The 13104-nt window shown below is 64.3% G+C and carries 14 protein-coding genes; 2 read left to right on the forward strand and 12 right to left on the reverse strand.

The genetic code is table 11. The annotated features are described in order from the left end of the window. Nucleotides 1-70: 70 nt before the first annotated feature. The 3 genes from UF78_RS21710 to UF78_RS21720 form a co-directional block, all read right to left on the reverse strand. Nucleotides 71-1378 (reverse strand): CitMHS family transporter, encoded by a 1308-nt coding sequence (locus tag UF78_RS21710; protein WP_045164275.1) that lies wholly within the window; start codon nucleotides 1376-1378, stop codon nucleotides 71-73. A 73-nt stretch (nucleotides 1379-1451) separates the two neighbouring features. Further along, nucleotides 1452-1781, reverse strand: coding sequence for an AtuA-related protein (locus UF78_RS21715; protein WP_196298706.1), 330 nt, complete (start codon nucleotides 1779-1781; stop codon nucleotides 1452-1454). Then, the gene (locus tag UF78_RS21720; RefSeq protein ID WP_045164277.1) at nucleotides 1781-3133 is read right to left on the reverse strand and encodes an acyclic terpene utilization AtuA family protein; all 1353 of its coding nucleotides are present in this window, start codon (nucleotides 3131-3133) and stop codon (nucleotides 1781-1783) included. The genes UF78_RS21715 and UF78_RS21720 overlap by 1 nt, the downstream gene beginning before the upstream one ends. 99 nt (nucleotides 3134-3232) lie before the next feature. On the opposite strand from UF78_RS21720, the gene UF78_RS21725 reads away from it, so the two are divergent. Further along, nucleotides 3233-4105, forward strand: a complete 873-nt coding sequence (locus UF78_RS21725; protein WP_045164278.1) for a LysR family transcriptional regulator — start codon at nucleotides 3233-3235, stop codon at nucleotides 4103-4105. Nucleotides 4106-4229: 124 nt separating this feature from the next. Further along, a complete protein-coding gene (locus tag UF78_RS21730) occupies nucleotides 4230-4598 on the forward strand; it encodes a PH domain-containing protein (RefSeq protein WP_045164279.1) in 369 nt (122 codons plus the stop codon). A 31-nt stretch (nucleotides 4599-4629) separates the two neighbouring features. On the opposite strand, the gene UF78_RS21735 is transcribed toward UF78_RS21730, so the two are convergent. The 9 genes from UF78_RS21735 to UF78_RS21775 form a co-directional block, all read right to left on the reverse strand. Continuing rightward, nucleotides 4630-5046, reverse strand: a complete 417-nt coding sequence (locus UF78_RS21735) for a VOC family protein (protein ID WP_045164280.1) — start codon at nucleotides 5044-5046, stop codon at nucleotides 4630-4632. 59 nt (nucleotides 5047-5105) lie between these two features. Beyond that, nucleotides 5106-5564 (reverse strand): GlcG/HbpS family heme-binding protein, encoded by a 459-nt coding sequence (locus UF78_RS21740; RefSeq protein ID WP_052679352.1) that lies wholly within the window; start codon nucleotides 5562-5564, stop codon nucleotides 5106-5108. A gap of 24 nt (nucleotides 5565-5588) precedes the next feature. Continuing rightward, nucleotides 5589-6761 carry an alpha-hydroxy acid oxidase gene (locus tag UF78_RS21745; protein WP_045164281.1) on the reverse strand — a complete coding sequence of 391 codons (1173 nt, stop codon included), beginning with the start codon at nucleotides 6759-6761 and terminating at the stop codon, nucleotides 5589-5591. Beyond that, the gene (locus tag UF78_RS21750; protein ID WP_045164282.1) at nucleotides 6751-7761 is read right to left on the reverse strand and encodes a 2-hydroxyacid dehydrogenase; all 1011 of its coding nucleotides are present in this window, start codon (nucleotides 7759-7761) and stop codon (nucleotides 6751-6753) included. Before UF78_RS21750 ends, UF78_RS21745 begins: the two co-directional genes overlap by 11 nt. Nucleotides 7762-7764: 3 nt before the next feature. Continuing rightward, a complete protein-coding gene (locus UF78_RS21755) occupies nucleotides 7765-8694 on the reverse strand; it encodes a dihydrodipicolinate synthase family protein (RefSeq protein WP_045164283.1) in 930 nt (309 codons plus the stop codon). 56 nt (nucleotides 8695-8750) lie between these two features. Further along, the gene (locus UF78_RS21760) at nucleotides 8751-10259 is read right to left on the reverse strand and encodes a tripartite tricarboxylate transporter permease (protein WP_230623720.1); all 1509 of its coding nucleotides are present in this window, start codon (nucleotides 10257-10259) and stop codon (nucleotides 8751-8753) included. Nucleotides 10260-10292: 33 nt separating this feature from the next. Further along, nucleotides 10293-10760 carry a tripartite tricarboxylate transporter TctB family protein gene (locus UF78_RS21765; protein ID WP_045164284.1) on the reverse strand — a complete coding sequence of 156 codons (468 nt, stop codon included), beginning with the start codon at nucleotides 10758-10760 and terminating at the stop codon, nucleotides 10293-10295. A 34-nt stretch (nucleotides 10761-10794) separates the two neighbouring features. Next, nucleotides 10795-11772: a Bug family tripartite tricarboxylate transporter substrate binding protein gene (locus UF78_RS21770; RefSeq protein ID WP_045164285.1), complete on the reverse strand. Its 978-nt coding sequence runs from the start codon at nucleotides 11770-11772 to the stop codon at nucleotides 10795-10797. Nucleotides 11773-11884: 112 nt separating this feature from the next. Next, a complete protein-coding gene (locus UF78_RS21775; protein WP_045164286.1) occupies nucleotides 11885-13036 on the reverse strand; it encodes a mandelate racemase/muconate lactonizing enzyme family protein in 1152 nt (383 codons plus the stop codon). Between the last annotated feature and the right edge of the window lie 68 nt (nucleotides 13037-13104).

Raw genomic sequence — 13104 nt, forward strand, 5'->3', positions numbered from 1 at the left:
CCCCGGATGAAAGTCCGGGGCTTTTGCGTTTCGCGTCATGCCATTGCCATTGCCATTGCCATCGCGGCGATCAGACCTGCACCGCACCGATCGCCAGGGCGAAGGCCAGCATGACCAGGCTCACGCCCCACGCCCAGAAGAAGGTGAAGGCGATGTGCTTGCGCAGCTCGACGCCGGCCAGGGCGAGCGCCAGGTAGACGCTCGGGACCACGGGGCTGATGGCGAAGCCGGTGTTTTCACCGATCAGCATGGCCCGTGCGACAGCCTCCAGCGGCACACCTGCGGCCACCGCGACGTCGCGGATCACCGGCAGCAAGGCGAAGTAGTAGGCATCCGGGGAGAAAATCATGCCCAGCGGGACGCCGAAGGCACCGATAATCACGTGCAGGAACTGCGCCGAGCCGGCGGGCAGGATCTCGATCAGCGCGAGCGCCATGCCGTCGGACATCTTCGCGCCGGACAACACGCCCAGCAGTACCGCCGCGGCCATCATCACCAGCACCATCTGCAGCGCATCCGAAGCGTGGGCCTTGAGCCGTTCGGCCTGGGCGTCCAGCGAGACGAAATTGAGCGGCAGTGCGATACCCAGGCCGACCATGAAACAGGCGTACAGGGGAAAGATACCGGTGAACAGACAGGCCAGGATCGCGCCCGTCAGGGCTACGTTGAGCCAGTAGCGCAGCGTCCTGGGCGACAGCGCGTGTTCGCGCGGCTCGGGCTGGGTCGACGCGAAGTCGATCGTCGCCGCAGCCCCCAGCGACACCGGCCGGCCACGCTGAGCGCGGCGGGCGAGCAGCACCGCAACGATCAACATGCAGACCAGGCCGACCGCCTGTACCGGCAGCAACCCCAACCACAGCTCGGTGGCGTCCAGCCCGGAGACCGCGGCCGCACGCGCAGTGGTGCCGCCCCAGGGCACCATGTTGCCAACCCCGGCGGTGGTCCCGACCAGACACAGCAGCATGGCGGGGCTCATGTTCAACCGCCGATAAAGGGGCAACAGCGCTGGAATCGTCAATAGAAAGGTCGCTGCGCCCACTCCGTCCAGGTGCACCACGGCGGTGACCAGCACCGTGACCACAGCCACCGCCAGCGGCTTGCCGCCGGTGCTGCGGATCAGCAGGTTGACCAGCGGATCGAACAGGCCACGATCACGCATGATGCCGAAGAACAGGATGGCGAAGAGGAACAGTGCCGCCGTCGGTGCGACGGTGATCAAACCACTCTTGATGAACTCACCTATCTGCTGCGGGCTGAAGCCGGCCAGCAGGCAGATGGCGACGGGAATGGTGGTGAATGCCACCACCGGACTGATCCGGCGCAGCAGAATCAGCACGATGATGCTGAGCATCATCAGAAAGCCCAGGGTTGTGATCATGTGGTTTGCCTCGTCTTGTTTTTATAGTCGGGACCGGCATGCATCGCCGGCATGGATACGGCGGTAGCAGCGGTCAGCCAGTCGGTGGCGCGGGCAAGCGCATCGACAGCAACAGGTAGCTCAGGCTCTTGCCGTGTCGGTCGAGCCCGGGACTTCGGTTGACGCCCCCTTCCAGCGCGTCTTCCAGGACGAAATTCAGCACCCGGAGACTGTCGAGCTCGTAGCGGCGAACCTTGCTCGGCCGACGCGTAGCGAACTGCTCGGCGACGCGCTCGCAGGTCAGCTCGCGCTGCAGCCAGGCATAGTGCGCGTCGTTCAGCGGAAACACCGCGATGCTGAGAATGTTGCCCTTATCGCCGGCACGGGCATGGGCATAGTCGGCCAGGGTGACGAATGCGCTCATCAATACCACTCCAGGGATGTTTCGATTTCATCGCGGGGGATCAGAAAGCTTTGCGTGGTGATGCTTTCGCTGAGATGCCGACGCACCCCACCGCCGCCTGCGGGCCCATTGGTGTAGAGCGACTCCACCTCGCCCAGCAGCGCGTCGATCAGGTGTTTGTCCCGGTGCGTGAGTCCGACACGAACACGAACGTCTTCCAGCTCAGGCGCCCGCTCCAAACGCTGCGCCAGATACTCGCCGCGGCTGTCGTTGAACAGGCTGGCAACGCCGGACAGATCGATCCAGGGCTCGATCTGCGGCGCCAGTTGCGCGAAGCGCTGTAACAGCACGTCCCGCGCCAGCCGGGCGCGGGCCAGCGCGGCCGGGCCGGCGTAGGAAATCTCGCCCTCGCCGAACCAGAGGCCGCGCAGGCCGACCAGCCCCTTGAGGGTGTCCGGCTGCGGATGCCCCTGGATACCGCTGACTTCGACGCGGTTCTCGCCCTGTTGGTGAACACGCGCCGTGCCCAGGTCGAGCACCACATCGGGGGTCAGGTAGCGGCGTGGATCATGGACTTCATAGAGCAGTTGTTCCCTGACGGTACGCTCGCTGACAAAGCCGCCACTGCCGCCAGTCTTGGTGATCACCAGGCTGCCGTCCTCGCCCAGTTCGACGATGGGGCAGCCGAGGTTGGCCAGATCGGGAACGTCTTTGATGCCGGGATGGGCGAAATAGCCACCGGTGACCTGGGTGCAGCATTCCAGCAAATGCCCAGCGACGGTGGCGACGGCCATCTTCTGCCAGTCATCGCGCGCCCAGCCGAGCCCATGGCGCGCTGGCCCGACGGCCAAGGATGGGTCGGCGACGCGCCCGCAAAGAACGATCTGTGCGCCCTGCTCGAGCGCCTGCGCGATGCCGTCGGCACCGGTATAGACATTGATCGAGACCCGCCCTTCGACCGGCGTCTCGGCGGGCAACCAGCGGTCCAGCGCCGCGGTGTCAGCCTGCAACAGGTCATCGCCCAGCACGCAGGCGATCCGCGTCTGTGCGTGGTGTGCTCCAAGCAACCCGCGTAGCCGCCGCGCGGCAGCCTGGGGATTGGCCGCACCGCCATTGGTAATGATGGGTATCTGGTGTTCGAGGCAGAGCTCGAGGATCGGCTCGATGAAATCGAACAGCCGCGCCGCATAGCCCAGGGCGGGATCGGCACGCTTGCGCAGCTGTGCTTCGGCCAGGGTGCGCTCGGCCAGCAGTTCGAGCATCAGGTAGCGTTGGCCGTCACGGCCGGCCAGATCCCTGGCGAGCCGCAGCGCGGCATCGGGGCGGTCATTGGCAAAGCCGGCACCACAGCCGATGTGGATGATTTTTGTCATAGGGGCTCCACTGCGGTTTGCCTGCATGGTGGAGCTGCGTCATTCTTCTGTGAATTCGAAAAGTACGATCAATTGATTCACTATTTTTATAGGTAGGCCATGAACGTCTCGTTCCGTCAGCTACGTGCATTCGCTCTGGTTGCCGAGAGCAGCAGCTTCACCCGCACCGCCGAACTGCTGCATCTGTCCCAGCCGGCGCTGAGTTACACCATCCGCAAGCTGGAAGAGTCGCTCGGCCTGCAGCTGCTGGCGCGCAACACCCGCATGGTCGAGCTGACCCCGGCTGGTCAGCATTTTTTGACCCAGGCACGGCGGATGCTGCGGGACATGGAGGATGCGGTGCGCGATGCGCGTGAAACGCTGGCGCTGACCCGCGGCATCATTCGTCTGGGTGCGCTGCCGACCGCCGCGGCGTCGTTCCTGCCCGAAGCCATTGCCGCCTTTGCTCAGCAGCATCCGGGCATCGAAGTCCATCTGCGGGACGGCCGTGCCGGCGAGATTCTCGGTTGGCTGCAGAGCGGCGAGGTCGAAGCCGGAATCACCTCGTCGCCCGCTGAGGGGCTGAGCCTGAACTTCGAGCCGCTGCTGGACGATAACCTGGTGCTGCTGGTGCGAGAGGATGCCAAGCGGTGCACGCAATGGCAGAGCCTGCCTTATATCGCACTCACGCCGGACACCAGCATCCGACCGCTGGCCGACGCCGCGCTCAGGCACCTGGGCATGCAATCGACACCCGTCTGGGAGGTGGCGCACATGAGTTCGGTGGTGGCGCTGGTGCGTGAGGGGCTGGGGTTTTCGCTGCTGCCGGCCAGCTGCGCGTCGGTGTTCAATATCGAGCGGTGCACCACGGTGCCGGTCGAACAACCGGCACGGCGCTCGATTGGTCTGTTGGAAACCCGGCCGGTGTCACGCTCGCCATCGTTGGCCGCGTTCATGGCATTTCTACGCAAGCGGCTCGAAGCCCGCGTTTGAGCGTTCGCTGGGTCACGCTGTCACCGTGGCCATGATAAATGCGCTTGAGGCCGGGTACGGTGCAGCCGTGGACAGGATTAGTTTCCCTTGCTCAACTGACGCAAACCAGAACCGAGGAACGCGAATGATCGACTTCAACAACAAGGGCTTCTTCAAGCTCAAGCAGAACGACGAATACGCGGAGCGGGTCAGATCCCTGCTGCTGGACGGTGAACAGGTAATCGACGCCTACAAGTCCATGCGCGACGGCGTGGTATTCACCAACAAGCGCATCATCGCGGTCAACGTACAGGGCATCACCGGCAGCAAGAAGGATTTCACCTCGCTGCCCTACAAGAACATCGTTGCCTATTCGATCGAAACCTCCGGGACCTTCGATCTGGATTCCGAACTGGAGATCTATTTCTCGTCGCTGGGCCAGGTGAAGTTCGAGTTCACCGGCAAGACGTCGATCGTGGAAATATCCAAGCACATATCGAAGCACGTGTTTTGAACCAACGGGCGGGGCATTCACCACGCGGCGGTCAGTCCAGCAATTGCGGGTTCCACACCACTTCCCAAAGGTGGCCGTCCGGGTCCTTGAAGTAGCCGGAATAGCCGCCCCAGAAGGTGTCATGCGCCGGTTTGACGATGACCGCGCCGGCCGTGGCGGCTGTGGCCATGACGGCGTCGACTTCGGTCTTCGATGACACGTTGTGGCCCAGCGTCATTTCCGTCGAACTGGCCGGACCGAGGGCCAACCCGGTGTCATGCGCAATGCTGCTGCGCGGCCAGAGGGCCAGACGCAGACCAGGTTGTAGCTGGATGAACGCAACCGCACCATGCTCGAATTCCTGTCCAACGATGCCTTCGCAGGCCAAGCCCAGACCATCGCGGTAGAACCGCAACGACGTTTCCAGGTCCTCGACTCCGAGGGTGATGACGGTGATACGAGGCTGCATGGTCAGACTCCGTTACGGATCATGGCTTTGCGGCCAGAGTAGAACAGGGCTCCGGCGATTCAACCCGCTCGCTCGACCGCCTCGGCGCCAGCACTCGCGACCTGCGCGGCTTCGCTGCGGTGGACGCCGTGCACGCCAACCGCACCGATGCAACGGTCGTCGACATAGATCGGCATCGCGTCCGCGACGCAGCGCAGACGCGGAGAAGACCGCATCAGTGGCGCCGTCTCGAGCAGACCGCATCGCTCGACGGCCGCAGCCCGCTGGGCCTTTCTGATCGCGCAGCGGGCGCTATCGGGCGGGCTGCCGTCGAGTTTCACCAGGCCAAGCGGCTCGCCCGCGCTATCGACTACCGCGATGGATACCGCCCAGCCACGGCGCTCGGCCTCGGCACGTGCCGCGCGCAGAGCGGCTTCGGTGCGCTGCATGCCGAGCTGGTAACGATCTTCCAATGGCGGAGGCCCCGCATAGATGGCAGCCTCCACATCCCATAGTCCTGACAGCAGTCCACGTCCCATAAGCCCTCCGCTAGCGGCTTTGCGCTAGTTCTTGTTATTGATCAGGCAATCGCGGGTGACGTCCTCGATCCGGGTCAGCCCCAGCAGCGCCATGTCTCGCTGCAATTCGGCGCCCAGCAGTTCGATGGCGTGGGCCACCCCCGCCTCGCCCGCATAGGCCGCGGCGTAGTTGAATGGCCGGCCGATGAACACCATGCGCGCGCCCAGCGCCAACGCCTTCAACACATCGGTGCCGCGCCGGAAGCCGCTGTCGACCATGACCGGCAGTTCGCTGACCGCTTCCACCACCCCAGGCAAGGCCGCCAGCGCCGAGATTGTGCCGTCGAGCTGGCGCCCGCCGTGGTTGGACACGATCAGCGCATCCGCACCCACGTCGCGAGCCTTGCGCGCATCGTCCGGGTGGAGAATGCCCTTGACCACCAGCTTGCCCGGCCACAGCCGTCGGACCCGTTCGAGATAGCGCCAGTTGAGGTGGCTGCGACCAGAAAAATCCCGCTTTACGTTACCGGACAGGATCGCGACGCCGCGCGTGGCGTAGTTGTTCTCGAAGTGCGGCATGCCGTGGTTGATCAAGGTGCGCAGGAAGGTGCCGAACAACCAGCGCGGCCGCACCAGCCCGTCGTAGGCCAGCCGCAGACTGGGACGCAGCGGTGAACTGAAGCCCGAGCGGGTGTTGTTGTCGCTGTTGGGCGGCACCGGGTAATCGACGGTGATCACCAGCTTGTCGAAGCCGGCACCGCGCACGCGCTCGATCAGCGCCTCGATGCCGGCCTCATCGCCTGGCAGATAGGCCTGGAACCAGTCGGTCTTGCCGTGATTGAGCACGTCCTCCATGCGGATCAGCGAGCTGCCGCTGAGGATCATCGGAATGCCGGCCTTGGCTGCCGCCTGTGCCTGCACCAGATCGCCGCGGTAGGCCGAGAGCGCGCTGATGCCCATTGGCGCGATGCCGATCGGCAAGGCGTAGCGCTGACCCAGCAGCTCGGTTTCAAGCGCAATGTTGGATACGTCCACCAGTGCCCGTGGCAGGAACGAATACGCATCGAAGGCGCTGCGATTGGCCCGGGCGGTGTGCCCATCTTCGGCGACATTGGCGATGTAGCCGTAGATCGGCCGTGGCAGATGGCGCTTCGCAGCGTGATCGAGATCGTGCAGGTTGAGAATCGACGCCAGGCGGCGCGAGGGGTTACTGGGCATTTACAGACGGGTCCTGCTGATTGTGGAACCCGTTCGGGCGGGCCTCCGGGTTGACCAGATCCCGCGGGCGCTCGCCGCGCAGGGCCTGAGTGATGTTTTCTACCGCGCGATGGGCCATGGCTTCACGGGTTTCATGAGTCGCCGAGCCGATATGCGGCAGGGTTACCACGTTGTCCATGCGCAGCAGCGGCGACTCTTGCAGCGGTTCACGCTCGAAGACGTCGAGCCCCGCCCCGGCGATCAGACCCTCGTCGAGCGCCCGAATCAGCCCGGCCTCGTCGATCACCCGGCCGCGGGCGATATTGATCACGAAGGCCGAACGCTTCATCGCCTGGCATTGTTCGTAGCCGAGCAGGTGCTCAGTCTGCTCGGTGAGCGGTACGGTCAGGCAGACGAAATCCGACTCGGCCAACAGCTGCTCGTAGCTGCGACGCTGCAGGCCCCACTCGGCCTCCAGCGCCGGTTTGGGCGACGCGTTGCTGTACAGCACCTGCATATTGAACCCGCGTGCGCGACGGGCGATGGCCTGGCCGATGCGCCCGAGGCCGACCAGACCAAGGGTTTTGCCATGCACGTCGTGACCGAAATGGGGCTCGCCGACGTGCTGGGTCCAGCGACCCTCGCGCACCATGTTGGCCAGTTCGACCAGCCGCCGGGCGCTGGCCATGATCAGCATGAAGCCGGTGTCCGCGGTTGTCTCGGTAAGCACGTCCGGGGTGTTGGTCAACACGATGCCGCGGCGACTCAGCTCGGCGACCGGCAGGTTGTCGTAGCCCACCGAGATGGTCGCGATGGCTTCCAGCGCCGGCGCCCCATCGAGCAACGCCGAGGTGACCTGCAATTTGCCGCCAATCAGGCCGTGTGCTTCGCGCAACGCGGCGGTGACGGCCTCGGGCTGCAGCTCCGGCTCTTCGAAATAGGCAACCTCGAAGGCTTCATGCAAGCGTTGCAGGTGCGACTCTTTAAGCCGCCGCAAGGCGACGATTCGTTTCTTGTGCATCGATCACTCCAGATCAGCTGTTTTGAGGCCGGGCATGTCGAAGCCGGCATCGTCGAGCAGCGCGAACAACTCGGCGCACTGCCGCTCGTCGAGTGCCAGCAGTGGCGCCCGCAGTCGTGCCCACTGCTCGTCAACACTGAATCGTGCCGTCGCGGCCTTGAGCGCCGCGATCACCGGGAAGCGTTCGAAGATCTGCCGCGTACGTACCAATGCCGCCTGCTGTTCGTCGGCATCGTCTGCCTGCCAGCTTTTGGCAAGGCGCGCGATGGCGCCCGGATTGACGTTGGCCGTGGCGCTGATACAGCCGGCTCCGCCTGCGCGCAAGGTCTGTAACAGAAAGGATTCGCTGCCGGCATAGACCTGAAAACCGTCCGCGCCGAACTGCTCGATGACGGCACGGGTGTTGGACCAGTCGCCGGAGCTGTCCTTCAGCCCGACGATGTTGCCGGGATAAGCCCGGAGCAGCCGCTCGATCAACGCCAGCGACAGCGGCACCTGGGACACCGGCGGGATGTGGTAGAGGTAGATGCGCAGGCGTTCGTCGCCGACCCGTTCGACCACCTCGCTGAAATAACGGAACAGCCCCTCGTCGGACACGCCTTTGTAGTAGAACGGCGGCAGCATCAGCACCCCTTCCACCCCTTTGGCTACCGCGTGCCGGGTTTGCGCGACGGTGTCCGGCAGCGCGCAGCTTCCGGTGCCCGGCATCAGCCGCGCGGCTGGAATCCCTGCGTCGATGAGCGCATCGAACAGCCGGATCTTTTCTCCGACGGCCAACGAATTGGCCTCGGAATTGGTGCCGAACACGGCCAGCCCGACGTCCTGATCCAGCAGCCAGCGGCAATGCGCCACGAAGCGCTTGGTATCCGGCGAAAGATCCGCACCGAACGGCGTAATGACTGGCGACCAGACACGCCCGCTTTCCTGACTCATGATGCTCTCCTCTTGTTGTGATTATCTGGCAGCCCCGCAGGCTGCCAGCCATGACCTCAGGCGAGGCGTATGCGACGGCGAAGCGGTGCGAGCAGCCAGCGGAAGATCGGCGTCGCCTGCAATATCGAAAGCAACGCGATAGATAGCAGCACTACGGCGATTGGGCTGGTCAGAAAGATCCGATAATCGTCGTTGCCGATCAGCATCGACTGGTGGAAGGCGTTCTCCATCACCGGCCCTAGAATCAGGCCGATGACCATGGGTGCCGGGGATACACCGGCCTTGGCCAGCCAGTAGCCGAACAGGCCGAAACCGAGCATCAGTCCCACCTCGAACAGGCTGTTGTTGAGCGCGTAGGCGCCGATGATGCACAGCGCGATGATGGCGCAGGCGACGAAGCCGTCCGGAATGCGGGTGACCGCCACGCTGGCTTTGGTGAACATCAGGCCTACGCCGAGCAGGCCGATATTGGCGAAGATCACCGCCCAGATCAGCGTGTAGGTGACGTCGCCATAGTCGCTCAACAGGTTCGGCCCGGGCAGAATGCCTTGCACCATCAACGCCCCGAGCAGGATCGCGGTGGCCGAGCTGCCGGGAATACCCAGCGCGATGGTGGGAATCAGCGCACCGCCAACCACCGCATTGTTCGCCGCTTCCGGTGCCGCGACCCCGGCCGGATCGCCATTGCCGAAGCGACTCTTGTCCTTGGCGAAACGCTTGGCCTCGTTATAGGCGAACCAGCTGGCGGTATCGCCGCCGGTCCCAGGGATCAGCCCCACCACCACACCGATACCGCTCGAGCGCAGGATGTTGGGCATCAGCGCCTTCAATTCGCCGAACTTGGGAATCAGCCGGTCGGTAATACGGCTGGCGATCTTGGCCGCACCATGGGAATTCTCGATCAGCGACAGCGCCTGGGGTATCGAGAACAAGCCGATCAGCGCCACCGTAAAGCTGATACCGGAGAACAGATTGATGTTGCCGAAGGCCATGCGCGGCGTGCCGGTCATCAGGTCCATCCCCACCGTACTCACCAGCAACCCGACGGCACCGGAAAACAGCCCGTTGATCACCGACCCCTGCGCCAGCGAGCCGATGATGGTGATGCCGAGCACGGCGATGGCGAACAGCTCGATGGGGCCGAACTCGACCACGATGCTGCCAAGCAACGGCGCCGCCAGCAACAACGCGATGCCGCTGATGGTGCCGCCGATAAAGGAGGCGAACAGCGAGATCCCCAGCGCCTTGCCCGCCTGGCCCTGCTGCGACATCGGGAAGCCGTCGAGCACCGTTGCGGCGGCCGATGGGGTGCCCGGTGTGCGCAACAGGATCGCCGCGATGGAACCGCCGTAGGAGGCGCCGACATAGAGCGAGGCGAGCATGCTCAGGCCGGTGGCGGTATCCATGCTGAAGGTCAGGGGCAACAGCAGGGCCAGCGCCATGGTGGCGGAGAGCCCCGGCATGGCGCCGACGAACAGCCCCAGCAGGATGCCCCCGAAAATGGCAGCGAAATTGGCCAGGGTCAGCACGTTGACCAACCCTGTCATGACGATCGAACTTTCCACGGAAAATGCCTCGTCGGAAATGGAAGGGAGCGGTCAGGCGATCGCTGACGGCAACAACGGTATGGGAAGCCCCAGGAACTGCACGAACACCAGGCATACCACCGCCACCAGTACCACCGTGCCAATCACGGCGAAGCGCATCGATACGGTGCGGATCAGCACCAGCGCCAAGGCCATGAACAGTACGGTCGCCAGCACATAGCCGAGCGTGGTGATGGCCGCGACGTAGGCTACCGCCAGCACGAAAACCAGGGCCGTCACCGCGTAACGTGGCGGGGCGGCGGGTGCTTCGCTGGCAACCGCTGGCTCGACCTCACGTTGCCGGGCCGCGCGCCAGCGCAGCAATTCCGAACACACCATGGCCAGCGAGAACAGCCCCACCGTGACCGAATAGATCAGCGGCATCTGCGCAGCGGCTTCTGGATAGCCCTGCGCGTTGCTGAAAAACACCATCGCCAGGGCCATGCCAAAGAGTCCGAGTACCAGCCTGTTCATGTTCATGGGCGCCTCCCCTCGTCGCGTTCGGCCGATGGCTTCACTGTTGCTTGCCACCGACTTCGCTCCAGATGCCCTGGAACTCCTGCTCCATGTCCTCGAACATCTGGCCGTAGTCGTCGCCGGTGACGATGTCGATGTGCAACGCACGCTTTTTGGCATCAGCCAGGAATGCCTCGTCGGTTTTCAGCGCTTCGAAGGCGGCGATCAGCTGCTGGCGCGCTTCATCCGGAATCCCGGCCGGTGCGCTGTAGCCGCGCGAGGAGCCGGCGACCACGTTGATGCCCTTCTCTTTCAGGGTCGGCACATCGGGCAGGCTCTCGAAACGCTTGTCCGCGAACACCGCCAGCGCCTTCAGGTTGCCGCTCTTGATCTGGCTGTAAACATTGCCGACGTTGTTGAAGCTGACGTCGATCTTGTTGCCCATGGCCGCGGTGGCCGAGGGGCCGTCGCCCTGGAACGGCACCTTCTTGAAGGAAAGCCCGGTGGCCTTCTCGATCACCAGCGTGGTGAAGAAATCATCGCCACCCACACCGGAGTTGCCGACCGTGACACGGCCTGGCTTTTCCTTGGCCGCCGCGAACAGATCTTCGATGGTGTTGTAGGGGCTGTCCTTGGCCACCACTGCAATGCCCGAGTCGGTCACCACGTTGGCGATCGGGGTCAGGTCCTTGATGTTGTAGGTGATAGCGTCGTTCATGATGTAGTTGGTCATCAGCATCGGCGTGTTGGTGATGCTGATCACCGTGCCGTCCTTTTTCGACTGCCGTGCCAGACGCGTCCAGGCGATCGCGCCGGTGGCACCCGGGATGTACTCGTTGACGAAATTGGCGCCCAGTTTCTTGGTCAGGTAGGGCTGTACCAGCTGCGCCAGCACGTCGCTGCCGCCGCCCGGCTTAAAGCCTTGCAGCACGGTGACCTCGTCGCCGGCGACGTAGTCCGCCTGGGCCGCAAAAGGAACGGAAAACGCCGTAACGGCGGTCAAGACGGCGGCGGACAGTTGCTTGTTGATCTTCATTTCGCTCACTCCACATTTTCTTGTTGGATTTATGGTGTCTGGCCAATCGGATCCAGACGTGGTCAGGGGCGACAACCGCGCGCCGCCGCCCCTACAGCGGGTCATGCAACGCTCATCGGTTGTTTTCGAGGGTCATCCAGGGTTGGCCGCCGGCCGCGATCGCGTAGCGCGCAACGGCCTGCTCGTCGAAGTCGAAGCCGAGCCCCGGGGTCTGGTGCAGCTTGATGTAGCCGTCTTCCTGCTCGAGCTGGCGGTCGATCAACCGGCGGAAGTTGAGGACCTGGTCATCCCAGAAGAACTCCACGTAACGTGCATTCGGCGTGGCGGCCACCAGCGGTGCATGCACGTCGTGGAACCAGTGCGGGTACATCGGCACGCCGTAACCGGCGGCCATCGCCGCGATGCGGCGCCACTCGGTGATGCCGCCGCAGACCACCGCGTCGGTCTGCAGGATGGCCGCGCCGCCCTTGTCGAGCAGCTCCTTGTGGCGCCAGCGCCCGACCTCCACCTCGCCGGTGGCAATGGGAATCGGTGTGGCCCGCGCCAGCCGCGCATGGCTGTCGATGTCATCGACCAGGAACGGCTCCTCGATAAAGGCCGGGTTGTAGCGCTCGAAGCGGCGCACGTACTGCAGCGCCTCGGTGACATCGCTCCAGCCGTTGTTGACGTCGAGCATCAGTTCGACGTCGGGGCCGATGGCTTCGCGAGCCGCCGCCACCCGCGCCTCTTCTTCCTTGGGCGAGAGACGGCCGGTTTTCATCTTCACGGCCTTGAAGCCGAGCGATACGTAGTGCGCCATCTCCTCGCCGAGCAGCGCGGGAGTTTTACCGTCGAGGTAGTAGCCACCGCTGGCGTAGGCCGGCACACGATCGGCACTGGCCGCACCGAGATAGCGATGCAGCGGCAGGCCGGCGCTGCGCGCATTGAGGTCCCAGAGCGCGGTGTCGAGAATGCTGATCGCACGCATGACCACCCCGGCGCGGCCCTGCAGGAGGGCCTCCTGGTACATCTCCTTCCACAGCGCCTCGACGTCCAGCGAATCGCGACCCAGCAGCACCGGCGCCAGCAACTTCTCCACGGCGATCGGCAGCAGCTCACCGCCGGCACTGCCGACGTAGCAGAACCCGATGCCGCTGACGCCGTTGGCGCCGGTTACCTTGACCAGGCCGTAGTCGCGGGCGTGCACGGTGCGGTTGGAGAATGAGGTGACCTGATCCAGCGGCATGCGGGCCGCACAAACGGAAATGGAGCTGATCTTTGCCATTGTTGTTCTTGTCCTGTCTCAAGCCGGCAGGCCGATGTAAACGTTTTCATCGTCCGCCGGGGTTCGCT

Origin of the sequence: Stutzerimonas stutzeri, assembly GCF_000952685.1 — a bacterium.
In the GTDB taxonomy this organism is placed as follows: Bacteria; Pseudomonadota; Gammaproteobacteria; order Pseudomonadales; family Pseudomonadaceae; genus Stutzerimonas; species Stutzerimonas stutzeri_E.